The 23497-nt window shown below is 70.7% G+C and carries 10 protein-coding genes and 4 pseudogenes; 5 read left to right on the top strand and 9 right to left on the bottom strand.

All coding sequences use genetic code 11. The features are described 5' to 3' along the window. Positions 1 to 316: pseudogene (gene tnpA / locus ABTZ94_RS23860) on the bottom strand (IS200/IS605 family transposase); the annotation flags it as partial. On the opposite strand from tnpA, the pseudogene ABTZ94_RS23855 reads away from it, so the two are divergent. Beyond that, positions 200 to 1434: pseudogene (locus ABTZ94_RS23855) on the top strand (alkaline phosphatase). The pseudogenes tnpA and ABTZ94_RS23855 sit on opposite strands and share 117 nt — an antisense overlap. A gap of 71 nt (positions 1435 to 1505) precedes the next feature. Next, positions 1506 to 2042: a hypothetical protein gene (locus ABTZ94_RS23850; RefSeq protein WP_351203182.1), complete on the top strand. Its 537-nt coding sequence runs from the start codon at positions 1506 to 1508 to the stop codon at positions 2040 to 2042. Positions 2043 to 2206: 164 nt separating this feature from the next. Here the strand turns inward: ABTZ94_RS23850 and ABTZ94_RS23845 are convergent. The 4 genes and pseudogenes from ABTZ94_RS23845 to ABTZ94_RS23830 form a co-directional block, all read right to left on the bottom strand. Beyond that, positions 2207 to 3389, bottom strand: a pseudogene (locus ABTZ94_RS23845) (SGNH/GDSL hydrolase family protein). A gap of 56 nt (positions 3390 to 3445) precedes the next feature. Next, a complete protein-coding gene (locus tag ABTZ94_RS23840; RefSeq protein WP_351203186.1) occupies positions 3446 to 4027 on the bottom strand; it encodes a TetR/AcrR family transcriptional regulator in 582 nt (193 codons plus the stop codon). A gap of 48 nt (positions 4028 to 4075) precedes the next feature. Beyond that, complete coding sequence (locus tag ABTZ94_RS37955) at positions 4076 to 4384, bottom strand: Tn3 family transposase (protein WP_502967296.1); 309 nt, start codon at positions 4382 to 4384, stop codon at positions 4076 to 4078. A gap of 389 nt (positions 4385 to 4773) precedes the next feature. Continuing rightward, the gene (locus ABTZ94_RS23830; protein WP_351203180.1) at positions 4774 to 5340 is read right to left on the bottom strand and encodes an RNA ligase 1 family protein; all 567 of its coding nucleotides are present in this window, start codon (positions 5338 to 5340) and stop codon (positions 4774 to 4776) included. Between the two features lie 307 nt (positions 5341 to 5647). Here ABTZ94_RS23830 and ABTZ94_RS23825 point away from each other — a divergent pair, with 307 nt between their 5' ends. Then, a complete protein-coding gene (locus ABTZ94_RS23825) occupies positions 5648 to 6622 on the top strand; it encodes a helix-turn-helix transcriptional regulator (protein ID WP_351203178.1) in 975 nt (324 codons plus the stop codon). A 130-nt stretch (positions 6623 to 6752) separates the two neighbouring features. Here ABTZ94_RS23825 and ABTZ94_RS23820 read toward each other — a convergent pair whose 3' ends face one another. Both ABTZ94_RS23820 and ABTZ94_RS23815 read right to left on the bottom strand, forming a co-directional pair. After that, complete coding sequence (locus tag ABTZ94_RS23820) at positions 6753 to 7973, bottom strand: neutral zinc metallopeptidase (protein ID WP_351203176.1); 1221 nt, start codon at positions 7971 to 7973, stop codon at positions 6753 to 6755. 267 nt (positions 7974 to 8240) lie between these two features. After that, entirely contained in the window at positions 8241 to 12473 is a 4233-nt protein-coding gene (locus tag ABTZ94_RS23815; protein ID WP_351203174.1) for a S8 family serine peptidase, read from the bottom strand. 91 nt (positions 12474 to 12564) lie between these two features. Here ABTZ94_RS23815 and ABTZ94_RS23810 point away from each other — a divergent pair, with 91 nt between their 5' ends. Together ABTZ94_RS23810 and ABTZ94_RS23805 are read left to right on the top strand one after the other, a co-directional pair. Beyond that, entirely contained in the window at positions 12565 to 13527 is a 963-nt protein-coding gene (locus ABTZ94_RS23810) for a helix-turn-helix domain-containing protein (RefSeq protein ID WP_351203172.1), read from the top strand. Positions 13528 to 13565: 38 nt separating this feature from the next. Further along, positions 13566 to 15644 (top strand): prolyl oligopeptidase family serine peptidase, encoded by a 2079-nt coding sequence (locus ABTZ94_RS23805; protein WP_502967295.1) that lies wholly within the window; start codon positions 13566 to 13568, stop codon positions 15642 to 15644. A gap of 254 nt (positions 15645 to 15898) precedes the next feature. On the opposite strand, the gene ABTZ94_RS23800 is transcribed toward ABTZ94_RS23805, so the two are convergent. Both ABTZ94_RS23800 and ABTZ94_RS23795 read right to left on the bottom strand, forming a co-directional pair. Then, complete coding sequence (locus tag ABTZ94_RS23800; protein WP_351203170.1) at positions 15899 to 16246, bottom strand: hypothetical protein; 348 nt, start codon at positions 16244 to 16246, stop codon at positions 15899 to 15901. Between the two features lie 502 nt (positions 16247 to 16748). Next, a pseudogene (locus tag ABTZ94_RS23795) lies at positions 16749 to 23429 on the bottom strand (SDR family NAD(P)-dependent oxidoreductase); the annotation flags it as partial. Between the last annotated feature and the right edge of the window lie 68 nt (positions 23430 to 23497).

The raw sequence follows: 23497 nt of genomic DNA, 5'->3' as shown, positions 1-23497 counted from the left end.
TGTAGTCCTTGACTACTTGGAGTGGTGCGCCGCCGCAGGATCCGGCGAAGTAGGAGCCGGACCAGAAGCGGCCGTGCATGGTGGCCCGGTTCACGCGGCCGGTGAACTCGGCGCGCAGGTAGCGCGAGGAGACGCCCTTGAGACTGTTCACCAGGTTCGACAGGGCGACTTTCGGCGGATAGTGCACCAGCAGATGGACGTGGTCCTCTTCGCCGTTGAACTCGATCAGGTCCGCACCGAAGTCGGTGCAGACGTTCCGCATGATCTCTTCGCAGCGCGTCAGCATCTCGCCGTCGAAGACGTTCCGCCGATACCTGTTGCCGGCTTCGCCACGGGAAACGTCTCCACTGCCGAGATCACCGACGCCACTCCGGCGGCCCAGTTCAGCCACGCGCTGCTGCGCGGCTGCCAGGGCCCGGTCTACTCCGACGCCGCCTGCCTGCCCAAGAAGGCCGACGGCACATATGAGCCGGCCCCCAAGGACAAGACACTGATCACGCCGATCGCCGAGCAGATCGCCCGCAACGGCACGGCGGACGTGATTCTCGGCGGCGGTCTCGCCCGCTTCGAGCCGGACGACCAGAGGGCGTTGCAGGCGCAGGGCTATCAGGTGCTCGGCAGCTTCGGCGACCCGTCGCTGCCGGCGCAGACCGCCGCCAGCCAGAAGGTCGCCACCAAGACCGACCTCGACAAGGCCGGGGCAAGAAGGTCATCGGCCTGTTCAACCGGGGCAACCTGAGCGTCGAGCAGGCGAAGGCCTCCTTGCCCGCGGACGCTCCGCAGAAGCAGGAGCCGACACTGGCGGACATGACCAAGAAGTCCCTTTCGCTGCTGAACGGCCGCTCGAAGAAGGGCTTCCTGCTCCAGGTCGAGGGCGCCCAGATCGACAAGCGCTCGCACGCCAACGACGCCGCCCAGACGCTCGCCGAGGTCAAGGCGTTCGACGACGCGGTCAAGGCGGCGTATGACTTCGCGAAGAAGGACGGCCACACTCTGGTCGTCGTCACGGCCGACCACGAGTGCGCCGGCTTCAACATCATCGAGAAGGGCACCTACACCAACGCCGAGGCCGTCGCGCCCCCGGCCAACACCGACGCGGGCAACCCGGCCAACAACAGCACCCCGTCCCGCTCGTCCTCCGGCGCCAAGGATGCGGCCCGCTCCAGCGGCATCGTCAACGGCCCGGGCTCCGGCGACGCGAAGAACTTCGCGCCCGCCACGTTCCGTACGCCCGACGACCCGAAGGGTGTGAAAGACGGCAGCGAAGACGCCAGCCTCTGGCTGACCTACCTGTCCGGCAACCACACCGGCGCCGACGTGCCCGTCTACGCCTACGGTCCGAACGGCAGCGCCTTCGCCGCCAGCCAGAACAACACCGAGCTGTACGGAAAGCTGTACCGCTCGCTGTTCGGCACCGCGCCCCGTCACGGCTGACCTCTTTGAGGCCGGGGCCGAGAGGGTTTCCCCCTCCCGGTCCCGGCACCGGATGCATCTGGAGTACGACGATGAGACACCCCACCCGCTCTCAGGCGTTCGCCACACTGGGCGCCGTCATGCTGGCGGCCCTCACCGGCTGCAGCACCGCCGCGGACGCCGACCGCGCCGATGCGAAGCCATCGCCGACGCTCACTCCGGCCGCCCTGCCCACCCCGCGTTCCGCCCCTGCCCCGGCTCTCACACTCACCTCACTGCCAAAGCGGGGCGAAGTCCGTATCGAGGAGGGACCGTTCACCGACCGGGTACGTGTCACCGGTCTTGCCCTCACGAAGAAGCCGACTGTCACCGGTCATGTGGCCATCACCTCTGATGTCAGTGACGTCCTCGCCTTGGAACTGCGTGCCGCTTACTACGACGCCGACGGCCGCCTGCTGGGCACGGGCAGCTTCCAGTACCAGGAAGAAGAAGAGGACGCGCACGGCGACGACCACCATGACGGCTCGCGCGCGGCCGGCAACGGCATCGACTTCACCGTGCCCGCGAAGACTCTCACTGGCACTCCGGCCAGCGCGGTGGTCTCCATTCCCGTACTGGTCAACGAGTAGTCCGGCCCGGCGCCGGTTGCCGCCCTGCGAACGCATCACCTCCGTGGGCGGTACCACCCGCCGGAACAACACCCCGGGTTCACCGGGCTGGGGCTTGCGGCATCCCCACTGCACGCAGAATTTCTGCGGGGCTCGCCGGCGCGTCCTTCCTGTCGGACAGCCGGTCAGTGGTTCTCCATGGCGAAAGGGCTGCTGCCGAAGGCGAGGTGAGCGAAGCGTTCGCCGATGAGCTGGTGGGTGGCGGGGTCCGGGTGCAGATTGTCGGGCAGCGGCAGTTCGGCGTGGTCGGCCTTGCCGTAGAGGTCGAGGCCGTGGAGGTAGTGCAGGTTCGGGTCGGTTGCGGCACGCTGCTGGACGATGCGGGCCAGCTCGTCGCGGATCACGGTGAGGGTCAGTTTCCCGGCAGCTGTTTGCGCGGGGTCGCCGGTGGCCACGAACCGCAGCCGCCCCTCGCTCATCGCGCTGAGGTCCGGGGCGCTGGGTCCGGGTGTGTTCTCGTGGATGGGGCAGTAGATGGGCGAGACGACGAGCAGCGGGGTGGTGGGTTGGCCGTCGCGGATGGTGTCGAGGAAACCGTGGACGGCCGGGCCGAACGCGCGCAGCCGCATCAGGTCGGCGTTGACGATGTTGATGCCGATCTTGATGCTGATCACGTCGGCAGGGGTGTCGCGCATGGTGCGAGCGGTGAACGGGTCGAGCAGGGCGCTGCCGCCGAATCCCATGTTGACCAGCTCCACCTTGCCCAGAGCGGCGGCCAGGGCGGGCCAGATCCCGGTTGGGGTGGCAGCGTTGGAGCCGTGGCTGATCGAACTGCCGTGGTGTAGCCAGACCTTGCGGCCGCTGGGCGGTGGTGTGTGGACGGGGGCGTTGGTGCGCAGGGCTGCCAGCTGGGTGGTCTCGTTGTGCGGCAGCCAGATCTCGACGCCCTTGTCGTCGTCGGGCAGGTCGGTGAAGCGCAGGGTCTCCACCGGCCCGGACCGGGTTTGTGCGGTTCCGGAGGCCATGTCGATGGTGAGCGTGTCGCCCTCGGTCGCGCTGGCCTGGCCCGCGAGCCGCCCGTCGACGAGGAGCTCGTACACCCCATCGGGGGGTGGCGGCGCTCCGACGTAGACCCGTTTGGTGGCTACGACGTCCAGCTCGACGGCGGTGGCCCGGGTGCGGAAGGCCAGCCGCACTCCGGAGGGCTGTGACTCCGCCATGGCCAGCTGGCCGTCGGGGATCTGCTGCCGGGCGCGCGAGGGCAACCCGGTGGGGCAGTACGCCGCGTTCGGTGCGCTCCAGGTCGAGGGCGCCGCGCAGGAGGCCGGCGGTGATGGGGGTGGTGGTCCAGTCGTGCTCGGTGTTCATTTCGCCGGTCTCTTCGATCAGGAAGGTCAGTTGGCAGGGGCGGCCGGAAGGGTTGGTCAGGAGGTGGTGGGCCAGGTGCGCAGCAGGGCGTCGAGCGCGTTGAGGATCTCGGTCCAGCTCTCCTGCGAGTCAGGGGTGCTGTGGCTGAAGCCGCCGGCGGTCTCCAGGCCGACGTAGCCGTTGAAGACGCTGCCCAGCAGCCGCACCGCGTGTGTCTGGTGCGGTTCAGCCAGGTTGTATCCGCGCAGGATCGCCCGCGTCATCTGGGCGTGCCGGACCCCGGCGCTGGCGGCCGCCGTCTGCGGGTCGAGCCGGAACTGGGCTGCGGCGAAGCGGCCCGGGTGCTTGAGGGCGTAGTCGCGGTAGACGTTCGCGAAAGCGGTCAGGGCGTCTTTGCCAGCCCGTCCGGCCACGGCGGTGGAGACCTGGTCGGCGAGTTCCTCCAGGGCGAGCAGGGCGATTTTGGTCTTGAGGTCGTGGGCGTTCTTCACGTGCGAGTACAGGCTCGCAGTCCTGACACCGAACCGCCGGGCGAGTTCTGCGGGGGTCGCCTGCTCGAAGCCGGCCTCGTCGGCCAGCTCTGCCCCTGCCCGGACCAGGCGCTCCGTGGTCAGTCCTACCCGTCCGGCCCGTGCCATGTTCATCCTCCGAATCGCTCCTCATCCCTGGCATCGATGATTATGCATTTACCTAATCAGGTTAGGCCAATTAGCATGTCTTTTGTGAAGGTGCTGACTGAGTAAGAGATTCGTGCCGCGTTTGTGAGCTGCACCAAGGGCGAGGCCAAGTGCCTGAGCCACGTTCCGCTGCTTGAGCGGAGACACTCGTACGACGGCCTCATCGTGGATGTCGTCGCCCTCCAAGCGGAGCTGGGTGACCGCAGAATCGATGTACCGCGTGGTCCACAGCACCACGGCGTTCAGTATCAGGCTGAGCGAGCCGAACCGGTCGTAGTCGAAGCCGTCGACCGGCCGGGCGTGCTCCGGGCCACGCACCCACAGCCGGTACTCCGCCGCCGCACAGGGCCTGGCCGGCCCCCTGCGGGATGAGTTCCGTGGACACCTCTGCCCCACCGCGAAGGCAGGCCCACTTCCCTGGGCCAGGATGTTCCCCCAGGGGCACGAGCTCCTCCTCGGACAGGTGGTCGGTGCCGGCCGGACGTTAGACGGGTGTGCTCTCGGCGTTGTGGCATCGGCCGCATGTGAACCCGCCTGGCGGCAGGCATCAGCCGCACGAGAAGAGCGGCGGCGTGTGACAACGAAGCCAGTCGAGCCTGGTCAGAGCGCTGACGTCGACTGACGTGTACGCCGGCAACCCGCTGACCCTGGACGCACGAAGCGCCCCCGACCACGAGAACTCAAGATCGGTCGGGGGCGCTTCGGTGTCATGCTTTCGGGAAGTCCCTGGCTTTGATCTTCGCCATCCGTCCGTCGGTGTGGTGCCAGACGACCCCCTCGCAGCCATCGACCGCGGCCAGGGCCGGCACGGTACTCCGGATGCCCTCGAACGTCAGCTCCGGCACTGAGACGTGCTGCGCTTCGGCGTGCTCGACGAGCCGGTGAACGTCGACTTCTTCAGGATTTCCGTTCACCTTCGGGCCGATCAGCTCGAAGGTACCGGCGGTCCGCTCGCTTGGGCCGGCCACCTGCAGGGCCTCTGCGTGGAACTTCGCGAACGATGACTGACCGATTGGCTCCCAGCCGATGGTCCTACCAGTCTCGGTGTCGACGGAGAGGACTATGTAGTTCGGCGGCACCGGCTTGCGGGGCTTGACCTCGCGACGCGCCCACCACTTGCCCGCTTCGTCGAGCATCACGCAGGTGCCGTCGTACTTGCGGGTGGCCTGCCCCTCACCTGCGAGCACCCACTCGCAGCCGGGCGTCACCTTGGGCAGGACGTGCGCGGGGTTGTTGTCGAAGTCGCGGACGAACACGGTCGGAATCTTCTGCATTCCGGGATCCTCTCGGTTGACCGGCTTGCGTGCATCGGAATTTCGTTCACGCTGCCACCCGCCGCTCCGCCATCGGCAACTGCAGGACCTCGCTGTGCCCGTACTGCTGGCCACATCCGGGACAGCGGCAGCCGGCCGAGCCGACGGGCACAGGACCGGCGCTTTCACCAGCGCCGCTCGTTACGCCGTCCGCTCCCGGTCCGCGTGATCACGCCGGTGTTAGGCTGACGATCTTTGGCGGAATGACAGCCACCGTAGAAATGGGGTCGGTGGGTGGTGCCGTTCGGCGCCGCCGGGTTGGGGGGACATGCGCACACTGCGCCCGTTGCAGGCTCTCGGTCTCTCCGCGACAGCGGAGGCCGCCTACCTCGCGCTCGTGGAACGGGGTCCGCAGACCCTGACCGAGCTCACCGACCGGCCGGCGCTGGTCGGATCGACGCTCGACGGCCTCAAGGACGCCGTCGCCGAACTCAGCGACATCGGCCTGGTGTCCCGTACGGACGGCAGGCTGACCGCCCAGCCGCCCCGCGCGGTGCTGGAGGCGGTCGCCGAGCGGCGCGCGCGCCAGGCCCGGATCGCCTACGAGAGCGCCACGGCCCTGTCGCAGTACTGGCTCGACCACACCGCCGGAGCGAGCTACGTCGAGGTCGTCGACACCTCCGAGCGGCGCGGGGAGATCCAGTCGCGGGTGCACAACGGGGCCGTGTCCCAGGTGCGCGCGCTGTCGATAGGGCCGGTGGGCGGGAGCGACCGGGTGCCGGAGGTAGGCCCTGGCACGCTGGACGCTCTGGACCGCGGGATCGCCTACCGGGTGGTGTACAGCGCCAACATCCTGCAGGACCCCAAGGCGCTGGAAGTGGCGCACGAGTGCGTCGCCGGGGGAGAACAGGCCCGGGTCTTCCCCGATGTCGCGCTGAACGTGCTGGTCTGCGACGACAGTTTCGCCGTGGTGTCCGTCGCCGCCCCGAACCGTACGGGACACCACAGTGTCGTCGTGCAGCCGTCGGGGCTCCTGGACGGGCTGATCGGCGTCTTCGAGTCGTACTGGCGGATCGCCGTTCCGCTCCCGCCGGCCGGTGAGGCCGTCAAGAGTGAGGCGACCCCCGAGGGGCGGCAGCTCCTGAGCTACCTCAGCGCCGGGCTGACCGACGAGTCGATCGCCCGTGAGTTCGGGGTGAGCGAGCGCACCGTCGCCCGGCGCATCGCCCGCCTCCAGGAGATGCTCGGCGCCAAGACCCGGTTCCAGCTCGGCGTCCAGGCCAGCCGTCGCGGCTGGCTGTGACCCCGGGCCGCGGTCGGGCTCTTGGCATGGACGCGTGGGCGCGCGGGGCGGGCCGATGCGTGATCCGGCCCGCCCCGCGCGAGTCCTCAGCCGCTCAGGCGTTCATCGCCCCGCGGTGCGGTGGTGACCGTTACTTGCTGTCCGGCTTGACCAGGTCGGGCAGCTTGGCCTCGAAGAGCTTGTCGAACGCGAGGGCGGGCAGGATGTGGCCCTGGTTCGGCGCCTCGTTGGCCACGCCCGCCGCCCAGGTCGCCGAGTTGATCCGCTGGTTGGGCGTGCCGTGGTGGCCGGAGCTGGTGAAGCTGCAGTCGCCGACCTGGTAGAACGACTTCTCGGACTTGAGGACGCGGGCGGCGTTCAGCGACTCGCCGCGGGAGTGGGTCAGGTAGTAGGTGCCGAACGCGTCCGCCATGAGCTCGGTGCGGCGGGTGGCCTCCGGGCCGGTCAGGTCGCTCTCGAAGAGGTTCTTCTGGTACTGGACGTGGTGACCGAACTCGTGGCCCAGGATGCCGCGCGGCGCGACGTCGCCCAGGTTCACCGCGTTCATGCCCTGCAGGATGCCGTCACCCATGATGATCCGGTCCGTGATGCCGAGCGGCTCCGGGTCGTCCTTCTCGCTGTAGGCGAAGGCGTTGAAGGTGAACATCGGGTTGGCGCCGCCTTGGAGGACCGGCTCCGAGTCGACCAGCTCGATGAGCATGTCGGCCAGGTCGAGGTTCTCCTCGGGCGTGCCGCCGTACAGCACGGAGAGCGTGCGGGCGAGCCGGTCCGGGCTGGTGAAGACGTCCGCACCGTGCATGGGGATCAGCTCGATGCGCGCCGAGTCGATATCCCAGAAGCGCTTGAGGTTCTTCATCTCGGAGTTGAGCTGCTGGGTGTACTCACCCTTGACGCCGAACGTGTTCGACGACGACTCCTTGCCGTAGATCAGCGCGTCGTAGGTGGGCATGTCGAAGCCACCGAAGAGCGAAAGGATGAAGATGGTCCACGGGTCCTCGGCGCCATCGAGGAGGGAGTTGGCGTACTTCGACAGGTCGGTCGTCTGGCACTGGTAGTCGCCGGGGTTGATCGCGCTGTCGCGGATCTGCTGCCACTCCTCGCCCTTCAGACCGTACTTGGCCTTGGCCGCGTCGAGCCGGGCCTCCCAGTCGGCGGGCAGCTTGGCCAGGATCCGGTCGACGACGGCCTGGTGCTGCGGGTCCATGGAGGAGGTGTCGATGGAGGACTGCAGCGACCGGCTCGCCGCAGTCGTGACTCCGGTCGCGTCAGCGGCGTGCGCGGGAAGCGCCATGCCAAGGCCACAGGTCACGGCGATCGCCAGGCTCGCTGCCGCAGACAGGGTCTTCTTCACGAGGTCTCCTTTCAGGGGTGCCCGGTAGGGCATCCCGGTCGACGCCCAGTTTGTAAGCCCAATTCCCCGGATCAAGAACGGTCGTTCACTGTCTGAAACCGGCATGTCTGGAACCTGACAGCCTCATGGATCCCGTCACGCGTCCGCTGCCGGCGGCCCGGTCTCTGCGGCCCGGTCGTCGTGGTCGTTGCGTGATCCACCGGCCGCGTCAACGCGTGGACCGGGCGCCCGGGCAGAGGTTCCGTCCGGGCGCCCGGTCCGTAGTGATCAGTGGCGCAGGTTGAGACGGTGCACGCCGCCGTCGATGGTGCCGACGTAGAGCGTGCGGCCGTCGGGGCTCGCGGCCAGTTTGGTGGTGTCGGTGTTCTGCAGGCCGGTTGAGATGTTGTGCCAGCTCAGACCGCGGTCGGTGCTGCGCAGTACGCCGCGGCCGCCTTGCAGGAGGCCGCTGGCCCCGGAGCTGGTGGTGGCCGCGTAGAGCGTGTCCTTGACCCGGAGCAGGTCGGAGACATGGATCGCGAGAGCGCCGCTGTCCGCGGTGCGGAAGGTCCGGCCGCCGTCGGTGCTGACGCGGACGCTCTCGCCGCCGACGACGAGACGCCGTCCGTCGAGGTCGATCGCGGTCACCGGGCCGTCGGCGACTTTGGTGACCGTCACCCCGCCGTCGTCAGACCGGTAGAGACCGGCGGTGTTGCCGAGCCACAGGCGCAGCGGATTTGCGGGGTCGCCCGCGATGGTGTCGAAGGAGCGCTCGTGGTAGAGGTTCTTCCACGTCGCGCCGCCGTTGCTGGTGGCGAACAGCCCCCGGCCCAGAAGGCTTCGGAAGCTGACCATGACCCGGTTCGGGTCGGCGGGGTGGACCAGGAGTGCCGTCGGCACCTCGCCCGAACTGCCCCTCTCCTCCCAGGTGGCACCGCCGTCGCCACTGCGCTCGACGGTGAATGAGCCGAACGCGGTGCGCCGCACCTTCCAGATCACCTTCGGATCCTTGGCCGACACGGCAAGTTGCGGGACGGTGACGCCCCTCATGCCCTCGCCGCCCGACTGGCCCCACTCCGGGCTCGCGACGGGAAGGGCGGTGCGGTAGACGTCGCTGTCGGTGGCGGCGAGCAGATGGCCGTCACTGACCACGAGATCGTTGACGGTCAGTCCCTGGACGCCGATCCGCCGGTATCCGGTGCCGTCCGCGGCACCCCGGTAGAGACCGTCCTGCTCGCTGGAGACGGTGACGGAACCGTCGGCCCAACGGTCGTAGTCCACCGGTACCGCTGCGCGCGACGGCGCGGCGACCGTGGTCCACGTCTGCCCGTGGTCGCGGCTGAGACGGCCGCTGCCGGTCAGCGTGCTCAGGTACAGGTCGTCACCCGAGATGGTCAGGCGGAGGCCGTCTTCCTTCATGGACAGCAGGGTGGTCCAGGTCTCTCCACCGTCACGGGAACCGACAACTCCCCGGTCCGGGACGTACACCGCTACGACCGAGGAGTCGGCGGCCAGCCCGCCGACGGTCTCGTCGCCGGACGGGTCGAAGAGCAGGCGTGCCTTGCCGGGGTTGCCCGAGCCGATGCCGGAGCGGGCCCAGACGCCGTGATACGTCGTCATATAGAGGGTGTCACCGGTGACGGCGGCGGCGGTGATGCCACCGGTGACTCCGGTCGGGTACGTCGTCCAGTGGTCGCCCGCGTCCGTGCTGACCAGCAGTGCGTCCGAGGTGACCGCGACCAGGGTGCGGGTCCGTTCATCGGCGGCGAGCGCTGCGATGCGGGTGTCCGGGACGTTGAGCGTGCGCCAGGTCCGCCCGTTGTCATCGGTGCGCAGGATGGCGCCCCGGCGACTGCCGTCGTGAACGCTGTTCACGGCGTACCACCAGCGGTCGGGATTCTTCGCGTCCACCACGAGCGGACCCGTGCCGTCCGCGACGGGCAGTCGTCCCAACTGGCGCCAGGAGGCGCCGTTGTCGGTGGTCAGCCAGGGAGCCGCCTTCTGGTACTGGGTGAGGACGGCCTGCTTCGGCCGGCTCGACGAGAGGGCGAGGGAGCCGGCCTCGCTGTTGGGACCTACCGGCTTCCAGCTGTTTCCGCGGCTGTCGACCGGGGTGACCTCGAAGGCCCCGGCGCCGGTGAGTCGCTGCCCGGTGCCGACGGTGCCGCGTACCGAGACCCGGTAGGCGCCGGCCACGCTGCCGGTCACCTCGGCCCGGTAGTAGCCGCTGGCGGGATCGAGCCTGGAAGTGACGTCGACGGTTTTGCCGCGAGGCGGGGTTACGGTGACCACCGGCGGTGCGGCCAGCCGGGTCGGCGGGGCGATGTGCACGGTCGAGTGGCCGTCGCTCGGGTCGGGTGCGGCCTGGACGGCCAGATGCCGGACGGCGAGCAGGTAGGGCACCCCGATGGCTGGTCCCCGGTCGGGAGTCGCCGTGAGGCGGCCGCTGATCTCGGTGTCGGCCGCCGGTCGGGCGACGCGCAGCGAGACCGTGACGGTCGCGGTCCCCCCGGCCGGTACGGTGACCCGCTTCGCCGAGACCGTGGCCGGACCGTCGGTCCGCAGCGAGGTCGCGACCGGCCGCTTGCCGGAGTTGCGCAGCGTCACCTTCGCGATGCCGCCGACGTGACGACGGGACAGATCGGCGAGTCCGAACGACACCGACGCCGGCGAGGCGCTGACCGTGGCCGAGGCGGCCGCGGCCACATCGAGCCGGCCCGAGCCCTGCGTCGTGGGCCCGCTGCCGTTCAGCGGCTTCGCGGTGCCGACCAACGCGGCCTTGATCCCGGCAGGCGCCCGGCCGGGATGCAGCTGGCGCAGCAGGGCCGCAGCGCCGGCGACGTGCGGGGTCGCCATCGATGTGCCCGACATGCGGTACTCGCCGGGCCCGTACAGTGCCTTGGGCACGGTGGAGCGGATCTCCACGCCCGGTGCGACCAGATCGGGCTTCAGGCCGAAGCCCGGTGCGGGACCGCGTGAGGAGAACGAGGCGATCCGGTCGGTGGTGTCGGTGCCGCGCAGTGTCACCGAGACCTTCCCGGCGGCGAGTCGGGCGCTCAACTCCGTGTACTGGGTCGAGTCGATGCCCATGACCACCAGGTGGTCCATGCGCAGCGAGTCGCCGGAGGCGTCGATCCGCGCGGACGAGGACGGCACCTGGGCCACTCCCGGCTCAGGGTTCACCTCCGGCGGCCGGACCTCTCCCGGTGCTCCGGCGACGAACACCGGACCGTCGTTGGAGGACAGGCCGGCCAGCACGGCGATCGCGCCGCGCTTCTCCGCCTCCTTCGCCCACTCCACGGCGCTCGCCGTCAGGTACCGGGCGTCGGAGGCGATGAGCATCTCGGCCCGTACGATCTTTCCGCGTACGTCGCCGACCCGCTTCCAGTCCTCGGCGGTGCCCTCGCCGACATCGACCAGCGGCGCCGTGACGGGGTGCTCCGGCGGGTTCGCGGACAGGATGCCGCGGTAGGTCTGGATCAACTCGGGTTTCTTGCCGGTCAGATAGGCGCTGGGCAGCCGCAGATTGCTGGTCGACGCGCCGACCGCGACCACGCCGTCGGCCGTTGCGGGGCTGCTGACCGTGCCCGTGCCCGGTCCGTCGTTGCCGGCCGCGGCCACCACGACCACACCGGCTTGTACGGCCGCGGTCGCGGCGCGGCCCAGCGGGTCGGTGCCGTCGCCGGGGCCGCCGAGGCTCATGTTGATGACATCGGCGCGGTGCGGGTTGGCCGGATCTGAGGCCGCCTCGATTCCAGCGATGATGTCCGACGTGTAGCCGGAGCCGTCGGCGTCCATCACCTTGTAGGCCAGCAGATTCGCGCCGGGCGCCACGCCGGTGACGCCGCCCTTCTCAGCCGCCTTGCCCGCGATGACGCCGGCGACGTGGGTGCCGTGGCCGTTGTCGTCCATCGGGTCCCCGTCACCGTTGACGAAGTCGTGCCCGCCGACGACCTTGTGCCCCTTGCCGAGTCCGCCGCCCAGGTCGGGGTGGGTGTAGTCCACGCCGCTGTCCAGGATCGCGACGGTGGTCCCCTTGCCGGTGACGCGGCTTCCGGCCGGGTCCTTGCGCTGCCAGACGCCGGGTGCGCCGATCAGCGGCACACTCACGTCCGTCTTCGTCAGCACCCGGGTGTCGGGGCGGACGGCGGTGACGCCCGGCAGCGAGGACAGCCGCCCCACCTCGGACGCGGGCACCGTCATTGCCACGGCATCGATGAGCAGACCCAGTTTGCGGGTCGCCGAAGGGTGCAGCCCGGCGCTCTTCGCCGAGCCGAGGAACCTCTCCTGCCGCGCGTCGAGCGCGCGGCGGGCGGCGCCGATGCCGCGGGCGGCCTCGGCGGACAGCAGCGATCCACCGGGCGCGGCGGTGACCGCTGGGTTCCCGGACAGTTCGACGAGCACTCGTTGCGACGGGTCGGGCGTGGACGCGTTGGCGGCACCCGGTGTCGCCGCCAACGTGCCGGCGAGAACAACGGCGGCGAGGGCGGCATGACGCGATCTTCGTGACTTCATTGCCATGCGTAAAGGTCCTAGTGGTAAGGGCACTTGCCGCACAACTGATCTTCGTGGCCCATTGCTGCCGCTGGCACAATTGGGCCACCATCGGTCCATGACCCCCGAGACACCGCAACTCACGGCGGCAGGCATCGATCCGTTCGACGAGAGCGTCTACCGCGCCGTCCTGACCCGGCGGACGGCGGCGCCTGCCGAACTCACCGCGGATCTCGGCTGTTCGGCCGAGCGCGTCGCCAGGGCGCTGGACCGGCTCCGCGACCACGGGCTGGTCGGCCGGCTCGCCGGCTCCCGCCGCCGGTACGCCGCGATCGAGCCGGGCGCCGCCGTCGAGGCGCTGGTGCGGGCCAGAAGCAATGAGCTGGAGCGGGTGCGTTCGGCGGCCGACGAGCTGTCCCGGCTGTTCGCCGCCGCGCGCACCGGCGCGACCTATGAGGACGAGGTGGAGATCACCACCGGCAGCGAGGCGCTCGGCCGCTGGTTCGTCCGCCTCCAGCAGGAGGCCCACGAGGACGTGATGACCCTGGACCGGCCGCCGTACGCCCTGACCACCTCCAACCCGGTGGAGACGACGGCGCTCGGCCGCGGCGTACGGTACCGCGCGGTCTACGCCCCCGAGGCCCTGGAATGGCCAGGCGTCCTCGACGACATCCGCGAGCTGGTCCGGCACGGCGAACAGGCCCGCGTCCTGCCCGGTCTGGGCCTCAAACTCGCCATCGCCGACCGCAAGCTCGCCCTGATGCCGCTCTCCCTCGACCTCAACGACGTCCGTGCCGCGGTGATCCGCCCGTCCACCCTGCTCGATGCCCTCACCGGCTACTGGGAAATGTGCTGGAAGCAGGCCCTGCCCCTCAATGCCCCCGCCGAGGACCCCCTCGGCGAGGAGGACCGACTCGTCCTCACCCTCCTGGTCAGCGGCCTCAAGGACGAGGCGATAGCCCGCCAGCTCGGCTGGTCCGTCCGCACCATGCGCCGCCGCATCAGCCGCCTGCACGACCTCCTCGGCGCCGCCAACCGCTTCCAGGCCGGAGTGATTGCGGCCCGCCGCGGCTGGTTGTGAGACAGCGCGCCGGCAGCAGGTGGAGTGGCGAGGAGTGGATGTGGTCTCGGCGTTCGTCCCATGCCTGCACAATTCGGCTTGTGACTGATGAAGACCCGTACCTGTGGCTGGAAGACATCGAGGGCGAGGCCGCGCTCGAGTGGGTGGCCGAGCGGAACGCCGAGACAGAGTCGGTGCTGGCCGCCGACGCCGGGTTCGCTTCCCTGAAGGAGCGCCTGCGGGAGGTGTTGGACGCTTCGGACCGTATCCCCTACACCGTCCGTCGCGGAGTGTTCCTTTACAACTTCTGGCGGGACGCCGGGAACGTGCGTGGTGTGTGGCGGCGTACGACGTTGGAACAGTACCGCAAGGATTCTCCTGATTGGGAGGTCCTTCTCGACGTCGACGCGCTCGTCGCGGCGGAGGGCGAGAAGTGGGTGTGGGCGGGTGCGCGGGTGCGCCATCCCGATTACGACCGGGCACTGGTGTGCCTGTCGCGCGACGGTGGTGACGCCGTTGTGGTCCGCGAGTTCGACCTCGCCAACCGGGCTTTCGTCGATGGCGGGTTCCAGGTGGGGGAGGCGAAGACGCAGATCGGGTGGATCGACGCCGACACCGTCTTCATCGGCACGGACTTCGGGCCTGGCTCACTGACCGACGCCGGCTATCCGCGTACGGTCCGCAGGTGGCGACGCGGCACCCCGCTGGAAGAAGCCGACCTGGTCTTCGAGGCCGAGACAGGAGATGTGGCGGCCTGGGGCCGGCACGACACCACACCCGGTTTCGAACTGGACTTCGTCTCCCGGTGGCTGGACTTCTTCCGCAGCGAGATATACCTCCTGAACCAGGACGCCACGCTCGTCAAGATCGACGTTCCCGACGACGCCAGTGCCTATACCCATCGCCGGCATCTGATCGTCACCTTGAAGTCCGACTGGCTCGGACAGCGGGCGGGCTCCCTACTGGCGTTCGACTTCGACGCCTTCCTGACGGGTGACCGCACCGCGGAGGTGCTGTTCACGCCGGATGAGCGAACGGCTCTGGCCGGGCACTCCTGGACCCGCCACCATCTGATCCTGGAGACGATGCGCGACGTCAGTACCCGCATCGAGGTCCTCACCCCCATCCCCGGAGGCGGGTGGGCACGCAAGCCGCTCGCGGACGTCCCGGCGCTGTCCGCCGTCACGGTTGCGGACACGGATCCGGACGTCTCCGACGAGTACTTCCTGGACGTGTCGGGGTTCTTGCAGCCGTCCACCCTCCACCACGGACAGATCGGCGCCGACTCGCAGATCCTCAAGCAGGCTCCGGCCCGCTTCGACACGGCTGGTCTGGCGGTGGAGCGGTTCTTCGCGACCTCCCGGGACGGCACGCGGGTGCCATACTTTGTGATCGGCCCCAGCCATTCCGACGGGTCCGGCCCGGGCCCCGCCCTGCTCCACGGCTACGGCGGCTTCGAAGTCTCCCTCGTCCCTTCCTACGACGCGGTGACGGGCCGGGCATGGCTGGAGCGCGGCGGCACCTACGTGATCGCGAACATCCGAGGTGGCGGTGAGTACGGACCGGACTGGCACCAGGCCGCACTCGGGGCGGACCGGCCCCGAGCCTTCGAGGACTTCGCGGCCGTCGCCGCAGACCTCGTCGCGCGGGGCATCACCACCCCGGCCATGCTGGGAGCCGCGGGAGCAAGCAACGGCGGCCTGCTCATGGGCGCGATGATCACCCGTTACCCGCACCTGTTCGGCGCGATCGTCGCTCAGGTACCGCTGCTGGACATGCTTCGCTTTCACAAGCTCCTCGCCGGCGCGTCCTGGACCGCCGAGTACGGCAACCCGGACACCGAAGCCGATCGCCCCCACCTCCGTGCGCTCTCCCCCTACCACCAGCTCACCGCGGACCAGGTCTACCCACCCGTTCTTCTGACGACCTCCACCCGTGACGACCGCGTCCACCCCGGCCATGCCCGCAAAGCGGCCGCACGTCTGCGCGAGCTCGGTCACCCAGTCCTGTTCCACGAGAACACCGGTGGTGGCCACGCGGGCGCCAGCGACAACGAACAGTCCGCCCACAACAAGGCCCTGGTGCATACCTTCTTGTGGCGGCACCTCACACAACCGGTGCGGTCGGCCACCGGCTGACCGGGCGGGACTCATCTTCCACCCGATCTGCCTGACAGCGTTACTCGTTCAGATCAGGACGGTCAGGTTGTTGAGCGCCGCCATCTGCCCCGTCCGGATGGCGTACCTCGACACGGACGAACGCCTGCTCCGCCGTGCTGATATGCCACTCCACGGCACCTGATCCCGAGCCGGGCAACGACGCACGGTGCGCCCTTCAGCCGGTCGGCGGCATAGTGCTCGGCAAGCATCGGCTGCGGTGTGCACGTTCGCGTTCACTCAGCCAGCAGCTTCACGATCCCATCGGCGAATTCGGTGCCGCCCTGGCGGAGCCCGGCCGTCTTGCAGGAAACGCTGCGGTCGTACTCCCGTACTTCCTGGTCAGTTCGACGGCGTGCGGGCCGAGCGTGGACACGACGTAGAGTGCAGCCGCGAGCATGGGCTGCAACACACTTTCCTCGACCGTACTTTTCCGTGGTCAGGACAGTGGAATGGCCTGGAAGGTCACGCAGCACCAGCAGCGGGTCCGCCTTGCTCAAGTAGAAGACCAGGGCGGCGTCGGCATCGGTGTCCCGGACGAGTTCCGCAGCCTGCCGATGGTGCCCGGTGACCAGGTATTCCAAGGTCCTCATTGAGAAGGTGTGGCGGCATCGGTGGGGCCAGACGTGCCCAGCCTGCTGGAGTTTTGACGGGAGCCCGGTCGTCCGGCGTTCCCTGGCCGGCAGTATCTCGGTTGGTGGCGGGAGGAGTTGACGTCCGGCGGCTCGCTGTTCACCTGGTGGTGGGGAGTCGAGGTGGAGGAGTAAAAGCCGTCTGGCACGTGGTGAAGGCGTGGCTGGTCGGTCGGGTCCAGGGAGTTGTGGTGACGGAGGGGGTGTGGTCTGACCGGTGGTCGTGAGTGTCGGCGTGGTCGGGTTCGGGTGATATTCGTTCTGGCCGTGACCATGGGCGGAGGAAGCAGGTCGGCAGGTGCCGGCGTCCGTTCCGGTCGTATGTCCGCGGTTGCGGTGGCCTGGGCAGTGAATGGTACTGGCGGCGAGGACGGTGGGCGCGAGGGGTGCGTGGGATGGAGCTGTTCCACGCACCCGTACCCGTACCCGTGCCTGCGCGTCTCCGGGGACGCTCTCAGGCCTGGCTGCTGAGCCATCGGTGGATGGTGAGTGCGGTGGTCCGGGCGTGTTCCTCCAGCACGGTGAAGTGGTTCCCGGGCACGGTGACCTCGGCGTGCGGCAGGCTCCAGTCCGGGGCGGGTTCGGTGTTGGGCAGCGGGTTCCGGGCTCGTACGTACAGGGTGGGACAGGTGAGCGGCGCGGGTTTCCAGTCGCTGAAGAGCTCGAAGTATCCGGCCATGGCGGTGAGCCGGTCGGCGTCGGCAGAGGCGAATTCCGCCGCCCGGCGCAGCATGTCCGACGTCATCGCGGAGAGCGCCTGACCCCGGTCGCCGTGAACGGGGGGATAGGTGTCGACCAGGACGACGGCCACCGGGGCGGCACCCTCGGACTCCAGACGCTCGGCCACGGCATGGGCCACCCAGCCACCGGCCGACCGCCCCAGCAGTACCGGGGGGCCCGCGGCTGCGCGGACGGCGGTGGCCTGGGCGGTGACGAGGGCGTCCAGTGTGGCGGGCAAGGCCTCTCGGGTGGCGAACCCCGGGTGCCGAAGCGCGGAAACCGGCCGGAGCCCTCGCAGCCCGGCACCGAGGCGTGCGTACTCCTGCGGTCCGGACAGCGCGCTGAGTGCGGGGGAGCAGACCAGCGGGGCCCCCGTGCCGCCCGTCGCGAGCATCACGGGTTCGTGCGTCGCGCCGGGCGCCCCGGTCCTGTCGAAGACCGGGCGCAGGCGCGCGGCGACGGTGAGGAGCACCATGCCGTCCCAGCTCTGTCCCCGGGCGCATGCGGTACGAAAGAGTGCGCCCAGGGAGTCCGGGGCTTCCCCTGCGTGCGGTGCGTCGGCGGCCCGCACCCGGGCGTCCGGCGCAGCGCCCGCCTCGGGACCGCCTCCCGCGCCGTCGTTTGCAGGTCGGCCGAGGGAGTTCGGAGGGCCGGCGGCCTCGGGCTGTGCCGGGTCGTCGGACGCGGCGCCCGCAGGGGGTGCCTCGGTGGCATGCCGCCGCGTCAGTTCGGTGGCGAGCGCGCGCGGCGTCGGGAAGTCGAACAGCAGCGTGGACGGCAGTGTCAGCCCCGTCCATGCCGCGAGTTCATTGCGCAGATCGACCGCGGCCAGGGAGTCCAGCCCCAGGTCCGCCAGCAGGGTGTCCTCGTCGATCTCGCTCGCCTCCTCCCGGTGGCCCAGGACACGGGCCGCCAGGGTCCGGACCTTGGTGAGCAGGGCCGCGTCCTGCTCGCCGGGGGGAGCAGCAGCCGACGCCCGGCCGAGTCGGTCTCCGCCCCCGTCGCCCGTGTTGGCAGCAGGGGTTCGGGGCCGGTTCGCCGCCGGTACGGCGCCGCGGAGAGCGGCCGGGGTGAGGCGGGCCGCCACCACCACCGGTTCGTCACCGGCCACGGCGGCGTCGAAGAGGGCCAGGCCCTCTTCCGGCCCGAGCGGGCCGAACCCGGAGCGGGCCATCCGCTGCCGGTCCGCGTCGCCGAGGTGCGCCATCATGCCGTCGTTCTGCCGCCAGGGGCCCCAGGCGATCGACGTTCCGGGCAGTCCGAGCCGCCCGCGGTGTCGTGCCAAGGCATCCAGCACGCAGTTGGCCGCGGCGTAGTTGGCCTGGCCGGCGGAGCCGAAGGTGCCCGCCACCGAGGAGAACAGCGCGAACACGGCCAGGTCGTGTCCCTGGGTCAGTTCGTGCAGAGCGAGAGCGGCGTCCGCTTTGGGATGCAGCACCCGCCTCAGACGGTCGGTGGTGAGCGCCGCGATGACGCCGTCGTCCAGCACTCCCGCGGTGTGCACGACGCCGGTCAGCGGGTGGGCTGTTGGTACCGCGTCGAGCAGGGCGGCGAGCGCGGTCCGGTCCGCGACGTCACAGGCGTGAACGGTCACCCGGGCGCCCGCCTCACGGAGTTCGGCGACGAGTTCCCGGGCCCCTGGAGCGTCCGGCCCGCGTCGGCCGGCGAGCAGCAGATGCCGGACGCCGTGGGCGGTGACCAGGTGCCGCGCCACCAGCATGCCCAGAGAACCGGTGCCGCCAGTGACCAGGACGGTGCCCTCCGGGTCGAGTGGCCGCCGCTTTTGCGGCCTCGGTGCCGCCTCGGCCAGTGGTACCAGCTTCGGCACGTACGCCGCCCCCCGGCGTACGGCTGTCTCCGGTACCGAGGCGGCCAGCAGGGCGGGCAGGGCACGCCAGGAGTCGGGGTGTTCGTCCGCGTCGATCAGGGCGAAGCGCCCCGGGTTCTCCCGCAGGGCCGAGCGGACCAGTCCCCACACCGGTGTGTGCAAGGGTACGGACGCTGTTTCGCCGGATCGGCTGTCATTCCCGCGACCGGTGCCATCCGCAGGGGAGTCGTCGTCGGCCGAAGTGACGGCACGGGACGTCACGAGGACGAGACGGGAGCGGGACAGGTGCGGTGCGGCGAGCCACTCCTGCACGAGCCTCAGCGCCCAGTCCGCTGCCCGCAGTACCCCGGCAGCTTGGTCCTGCGCGCCGCCGGCCGTGTCAGGCGGTGGCGGGCACGGTGCCACGACGACGGCCGACGAGGCGTCGCACGCCGCGGGGGCGGGGTACACCGGGACGCCGGAACCCGGGGGTGCGAGGGCGTCCACCAGCCGTGTGCCCGCCGTGCCCAGAACCCCCCAGCGGGGCATCGCCACGGGTGCGGGCGGCTCGGTCAGCGGCACCCAGTCCGTCCGGTGGAGAGCACCGGTGACTGCGTCCGCCGTCGCCGAGCCGGTACGTGGAAGGGGCCGGAGCGTCAGCGAACGGACCGTCGCCACCGGTGACCCCGTCTCGTCGGTCAGCTCCACTGCGGCCTGCCCGTCGGACCCCGGGGTCATCCGTACCCGCAAGCGCTGGACGCGAGTGGTGTGCACGCGCACTCCGCTGAAGGCGAATGGCAAGGACAACCCGCCGGCCGCCGGACCGGCTGCCTTGGAACCGTTCGTGACAAGGCTGTCCAGGGCCAGGGCGTGCAGCGCCGCGTCGAGCAGTGCGGGGTGCAGGACGAACCCCGGGCCGTCCGGCTCCGGGCGCGGGGCCCGGGCCGCTTCGGGCAGCGCGACGTCGGCGTACAGCTCCTCCCCGTGCCTCCAGGCGGCGCGCATGCCCTGGAAGGCGGGGCCGTAACGCAGCCCGTCGGCAGCCAGCCGCTCGTACGGTCCGGTCCCCGGACCGTCGGCATGCAGCGGCATCGCCGCCTCCGGCGGCCAGGACGCGTGCGGCAGGGGCGCGCCGCCGGTCTCGGCGCCGGCCGCTGCGCGGTCCGCGGGCGGCTGCGCCGGCGAGAGAGTGCCTGCGGCGTTCCGGAGCCAGGGCTGGTCACCCGCCGGAGTGTGCGGCCGGGAGTGGAAGAGCACGGTCCGCCGTCCAGCGTCGTCCGCCCCCGCCACCTTCACCTGCAAGGCGACGGCACCGTCCGGGGGGAAGGGCAGCGGCGCGGTCAGGACGAGCTCGTCCAGGACGGCTGCGCCCATCAACTCACCGGCGTGGAGGGCCATTTCGACGAAGGCGGTCGCCGGCAGCAAGATCTCCCCAGCCACCACATGGTCGGCGAGCCACGGCTGGTCGCGCACCGAGAGCACCCCGCTCAGCAGCAACCCGTCGTCGTCGGCCGTGCGGGTGTCCGACCGCAGGAACGGATGGGTGGGCTCGGCCACCCGGGACACGGGCGGATGCCCCGGGGCGGACTCCAGCCAGTACCTGCGGCGCTGGAAGGCGTACGTGGGCAGTGCGACGCGCCGCCCGCCGTGCCCGGCGAAGACGGCCCGCCAGTCGACGGACACGCCATGGGCGTGCAGCGCGGCCAGCGTGTCGAGCAGGGCGTCCGCCTCCCGCCGCGTCCCGCGCAGGGTCGGCAGAACCAGCGGTACCGGGCCCCGCTCGCCGCCGCCCGCTTCGCCCGTGTCCTGGTCGGCCGGGGCCGGTCCGGACGAGGCGATGCAATCACGTACCAGGCCGGTGAGCACCCCGTCCGGCCCCAGTTCGACGTAGTGTGCCGCGCCCTGCTCAGCCAGGTGTCTCACCGAATCGGCGAAGCGAACCGGACGGCGGACATGGTCCACCCAGAACTCCGGCGTGCACACCTCCTCGCTGGTGGCGGCCCGGCCCGGCACAGCGGTGATCAGAGGCAGCCGCGGCACGGCGAAGGAAAGACTCCGGACCACGTCCGCGAACTCGGCCAGCACGGGCTCCATTCGAGCGGAATGGAAGGCGTGACCGACCCGCAGCGGCGTCACCGAACGGCCCCGCTCCCGGAAGTACGCGGCCACCTCCCGCACCGCCGAATCGTCGCCGGAGACAACCACCGAGGCAGGCCCGTTGACGGCGGCGATCTCCACCGCGCACCCGGTCCCGGAGAGGTGGGCAGCCACCTCGTCGGCGCTCGCGGCGACAGCCGCCATCGCGCCGCCAGGAGGCAACGCGTCCATAAGCCGGCCCCGGGCCGCCACCAAAGTGCACGCGTCCGCGAGGGACAACACCCCGGCGGCGTGCGCCGCCGCCACCTCGCCCACCGAGTGCCCGGCCACGAGACCGGGGCGTACTCCCCACGCCTCGAACTGCCGGAACAACGCCGTCTCCAGAGCGAAGAGCGCCGGTTGCGCGAACCGGGTCGTGTCCAGCAACGCTCCCGTCTCCGTACCGGGCCCGGCGAACACGACGTCCCGCAGAGGCACCGGCAGCAGCGGATCGAGCAGGGCACAACACTCGTCCAGCGAACCGGCGAAGGCCGGATACAGGTCCCGCGCCTCGTACAGTTCACGGCCCATGCCGACACGCTGACTGCCCTGACCGGTGAACAGGAAGGCCGACGAGCCGCGATGGCGGGACGTGCCCGTGTGCACTCCGGCCCCGCCGCTGCCCTCCGCCACGGCCCGCAGGGAGCCGAGCAGCTCGGCACGGTCCCGGGCCACCACCACGGCCCGGTGCTCCAGGGCCGCACGCGTGGTGGCGAGCGAGTACCCGATATCCGCCAGGGACACGTCAGGAGCGGCGACCATATGGTCGTACAGCCGCCGCGCCTGGGCCCGCAGCCCCGGCACGCTCCTCGCCGACACCGCAAAGGCCACCGCGGCCCGCCCAGAACGCGTCGCACACTCCAGCACCAACCCGGGCCCGACACGGCCCCTCGCAGCCCCGCCGTCCGCTGCGGCACACAGCGATGCGGCCTCCCCGCCACCCGGAGCCTCTTCGAGCACCACATGGGCGTTGGTGCCACTGATCCCGAACGACGACACCCCCACCCGGCGCGGACGATCCGTCCCAGGCCACTCCACCGCCCGGGTCAGCAGCGCGATCCGCCCCGTCGACCAGTCGACACGGGGGGTCGGCTCGTCGGCGTGCAGCGTACGCGGCAGCACGCCGTGCCGCATCGCCTGCACCATTTTGATCACGCCGGCCACTCCGGCGGCGGCCTGCGTGTGACCGATGTTCGACTTCACCGAGCCCAGCCGGAGGGGACGCTGCCGCGCGTGGCGCCCGTACGTCGCGAAGAAGGCCTCCGCCTCGATCACGTCCCCCAGCCGGGTTCCGGTGCCGTGCGCCTCCACCGCGTCGATGTCCCCGGGACTCAGCCCCGCGTCCACGAGTGCCTGCCGGATCACCCGCTGCTGCGCCGGTCCGTGCGGTGCGGTCAGCCCGTTGCTCGCCCCGTCCTGGTTCACCGCCGAGCCGCGCACCGCGGCCAGTACCGGAAGTCCGGCGCGGCGCGCCTCGGACAACCGGCTCAGCAGCAGCATGCCGGCGCCCTCGGCCCACCCCGTGCCGTCGGCGGATGCGCCGAACGCCTTGCAGCGGCCGTCCGGAGCCAGCGCCCGCTGGCGACTGAACTCCACGAACGACGAGGGCCCCGACATCACCGTGGCGCCGCCGGCCAACGCGAAGGCACACTCACCCCGGCGCAGCGCCTGGGCAGCCAGGTGAAGGGCCACCAGGGACGAGGAACATGCCGTGTCCACGGTGAGGGCCGGGCCTTCGAGGCCGAAGGTGTAGGCGATACGGCCCGAGGCGACGCTTCCGGCGTTGCCGAGGCCGAGGTACCCCTCGACATGCTCGGGCGTCCTTGTCAGGCGGCGGGCGTAGTCGCTGTACATCAGCCCGACGTACACCCCGGTCGCCGAGCCGCGCAGGGTGCCGGGAACGAGACCGGCGTGCTCGAAGGCCTCCCACGCCACTTCGAGCAGCAGCCGGTGCTGCGGGTCCATGGCCAACGCCTCGCGGGGAGAGATGCCGAAGAAGCCGGGGTCGAAGCGGTCCACACCGGAGAGGAAACCGCCCTCGCGCACATACGTCCGTCCGGGCCGCCCGGGGTCCGGGTCGTACAGCGCCCGGGTGTCCCAGCCCCGGTCGGTGGGGAAGGGACCGATGGCATCCTTCCCGTCGGCCACCAGCCGCCACAGTTCCTCGGGAGAGGTCACGTCTCCGGGATAGCGGCATGCCATCCCCACGATCACCACGGGGTCGTCGTCCGACCGGGCCGCACTCCGGTTCACGGGCCCGGCGCCGGCCGGCGCGGCGGCGTTCCGTGCCCCGAGGTGGGCGGCGAGCGCGGCGACCGTGGGAAAGTCGAAGGCGACGGCCTCGGAGAGCGGCAGTCCGGTCACCGCCGACAACCGCTCCCGCAGCACCGTCGCCGTCAGCGAGTCCATACCCAGGTCCCGCAGTGCGGTGGTCGGCTCCACCGCCTGAGAGCCTGTCGGGTGGCTGATCATGCGTGATGCGTGACGGTCGTGATCTGCCTTCCGGGCATGGCGACGGCCCCGGAATGATCACGTGGTGT

Origin of the sequence: Streptomyces sp. NPDC002785 (assembly GCF_040295565.1) — a bacterium.
In the GTDB taxonomy this organism is placed as follows: domain Bacteria; phylum Actinomycetota; class Actinomycetes; order Streptomycetales; family Streptomycetaceae; genus Streptomyces.
Note: the sequence above shows the minus strand (reverse complement) of the source record. Positions and strands in the feature narration are given on the sequence as shown.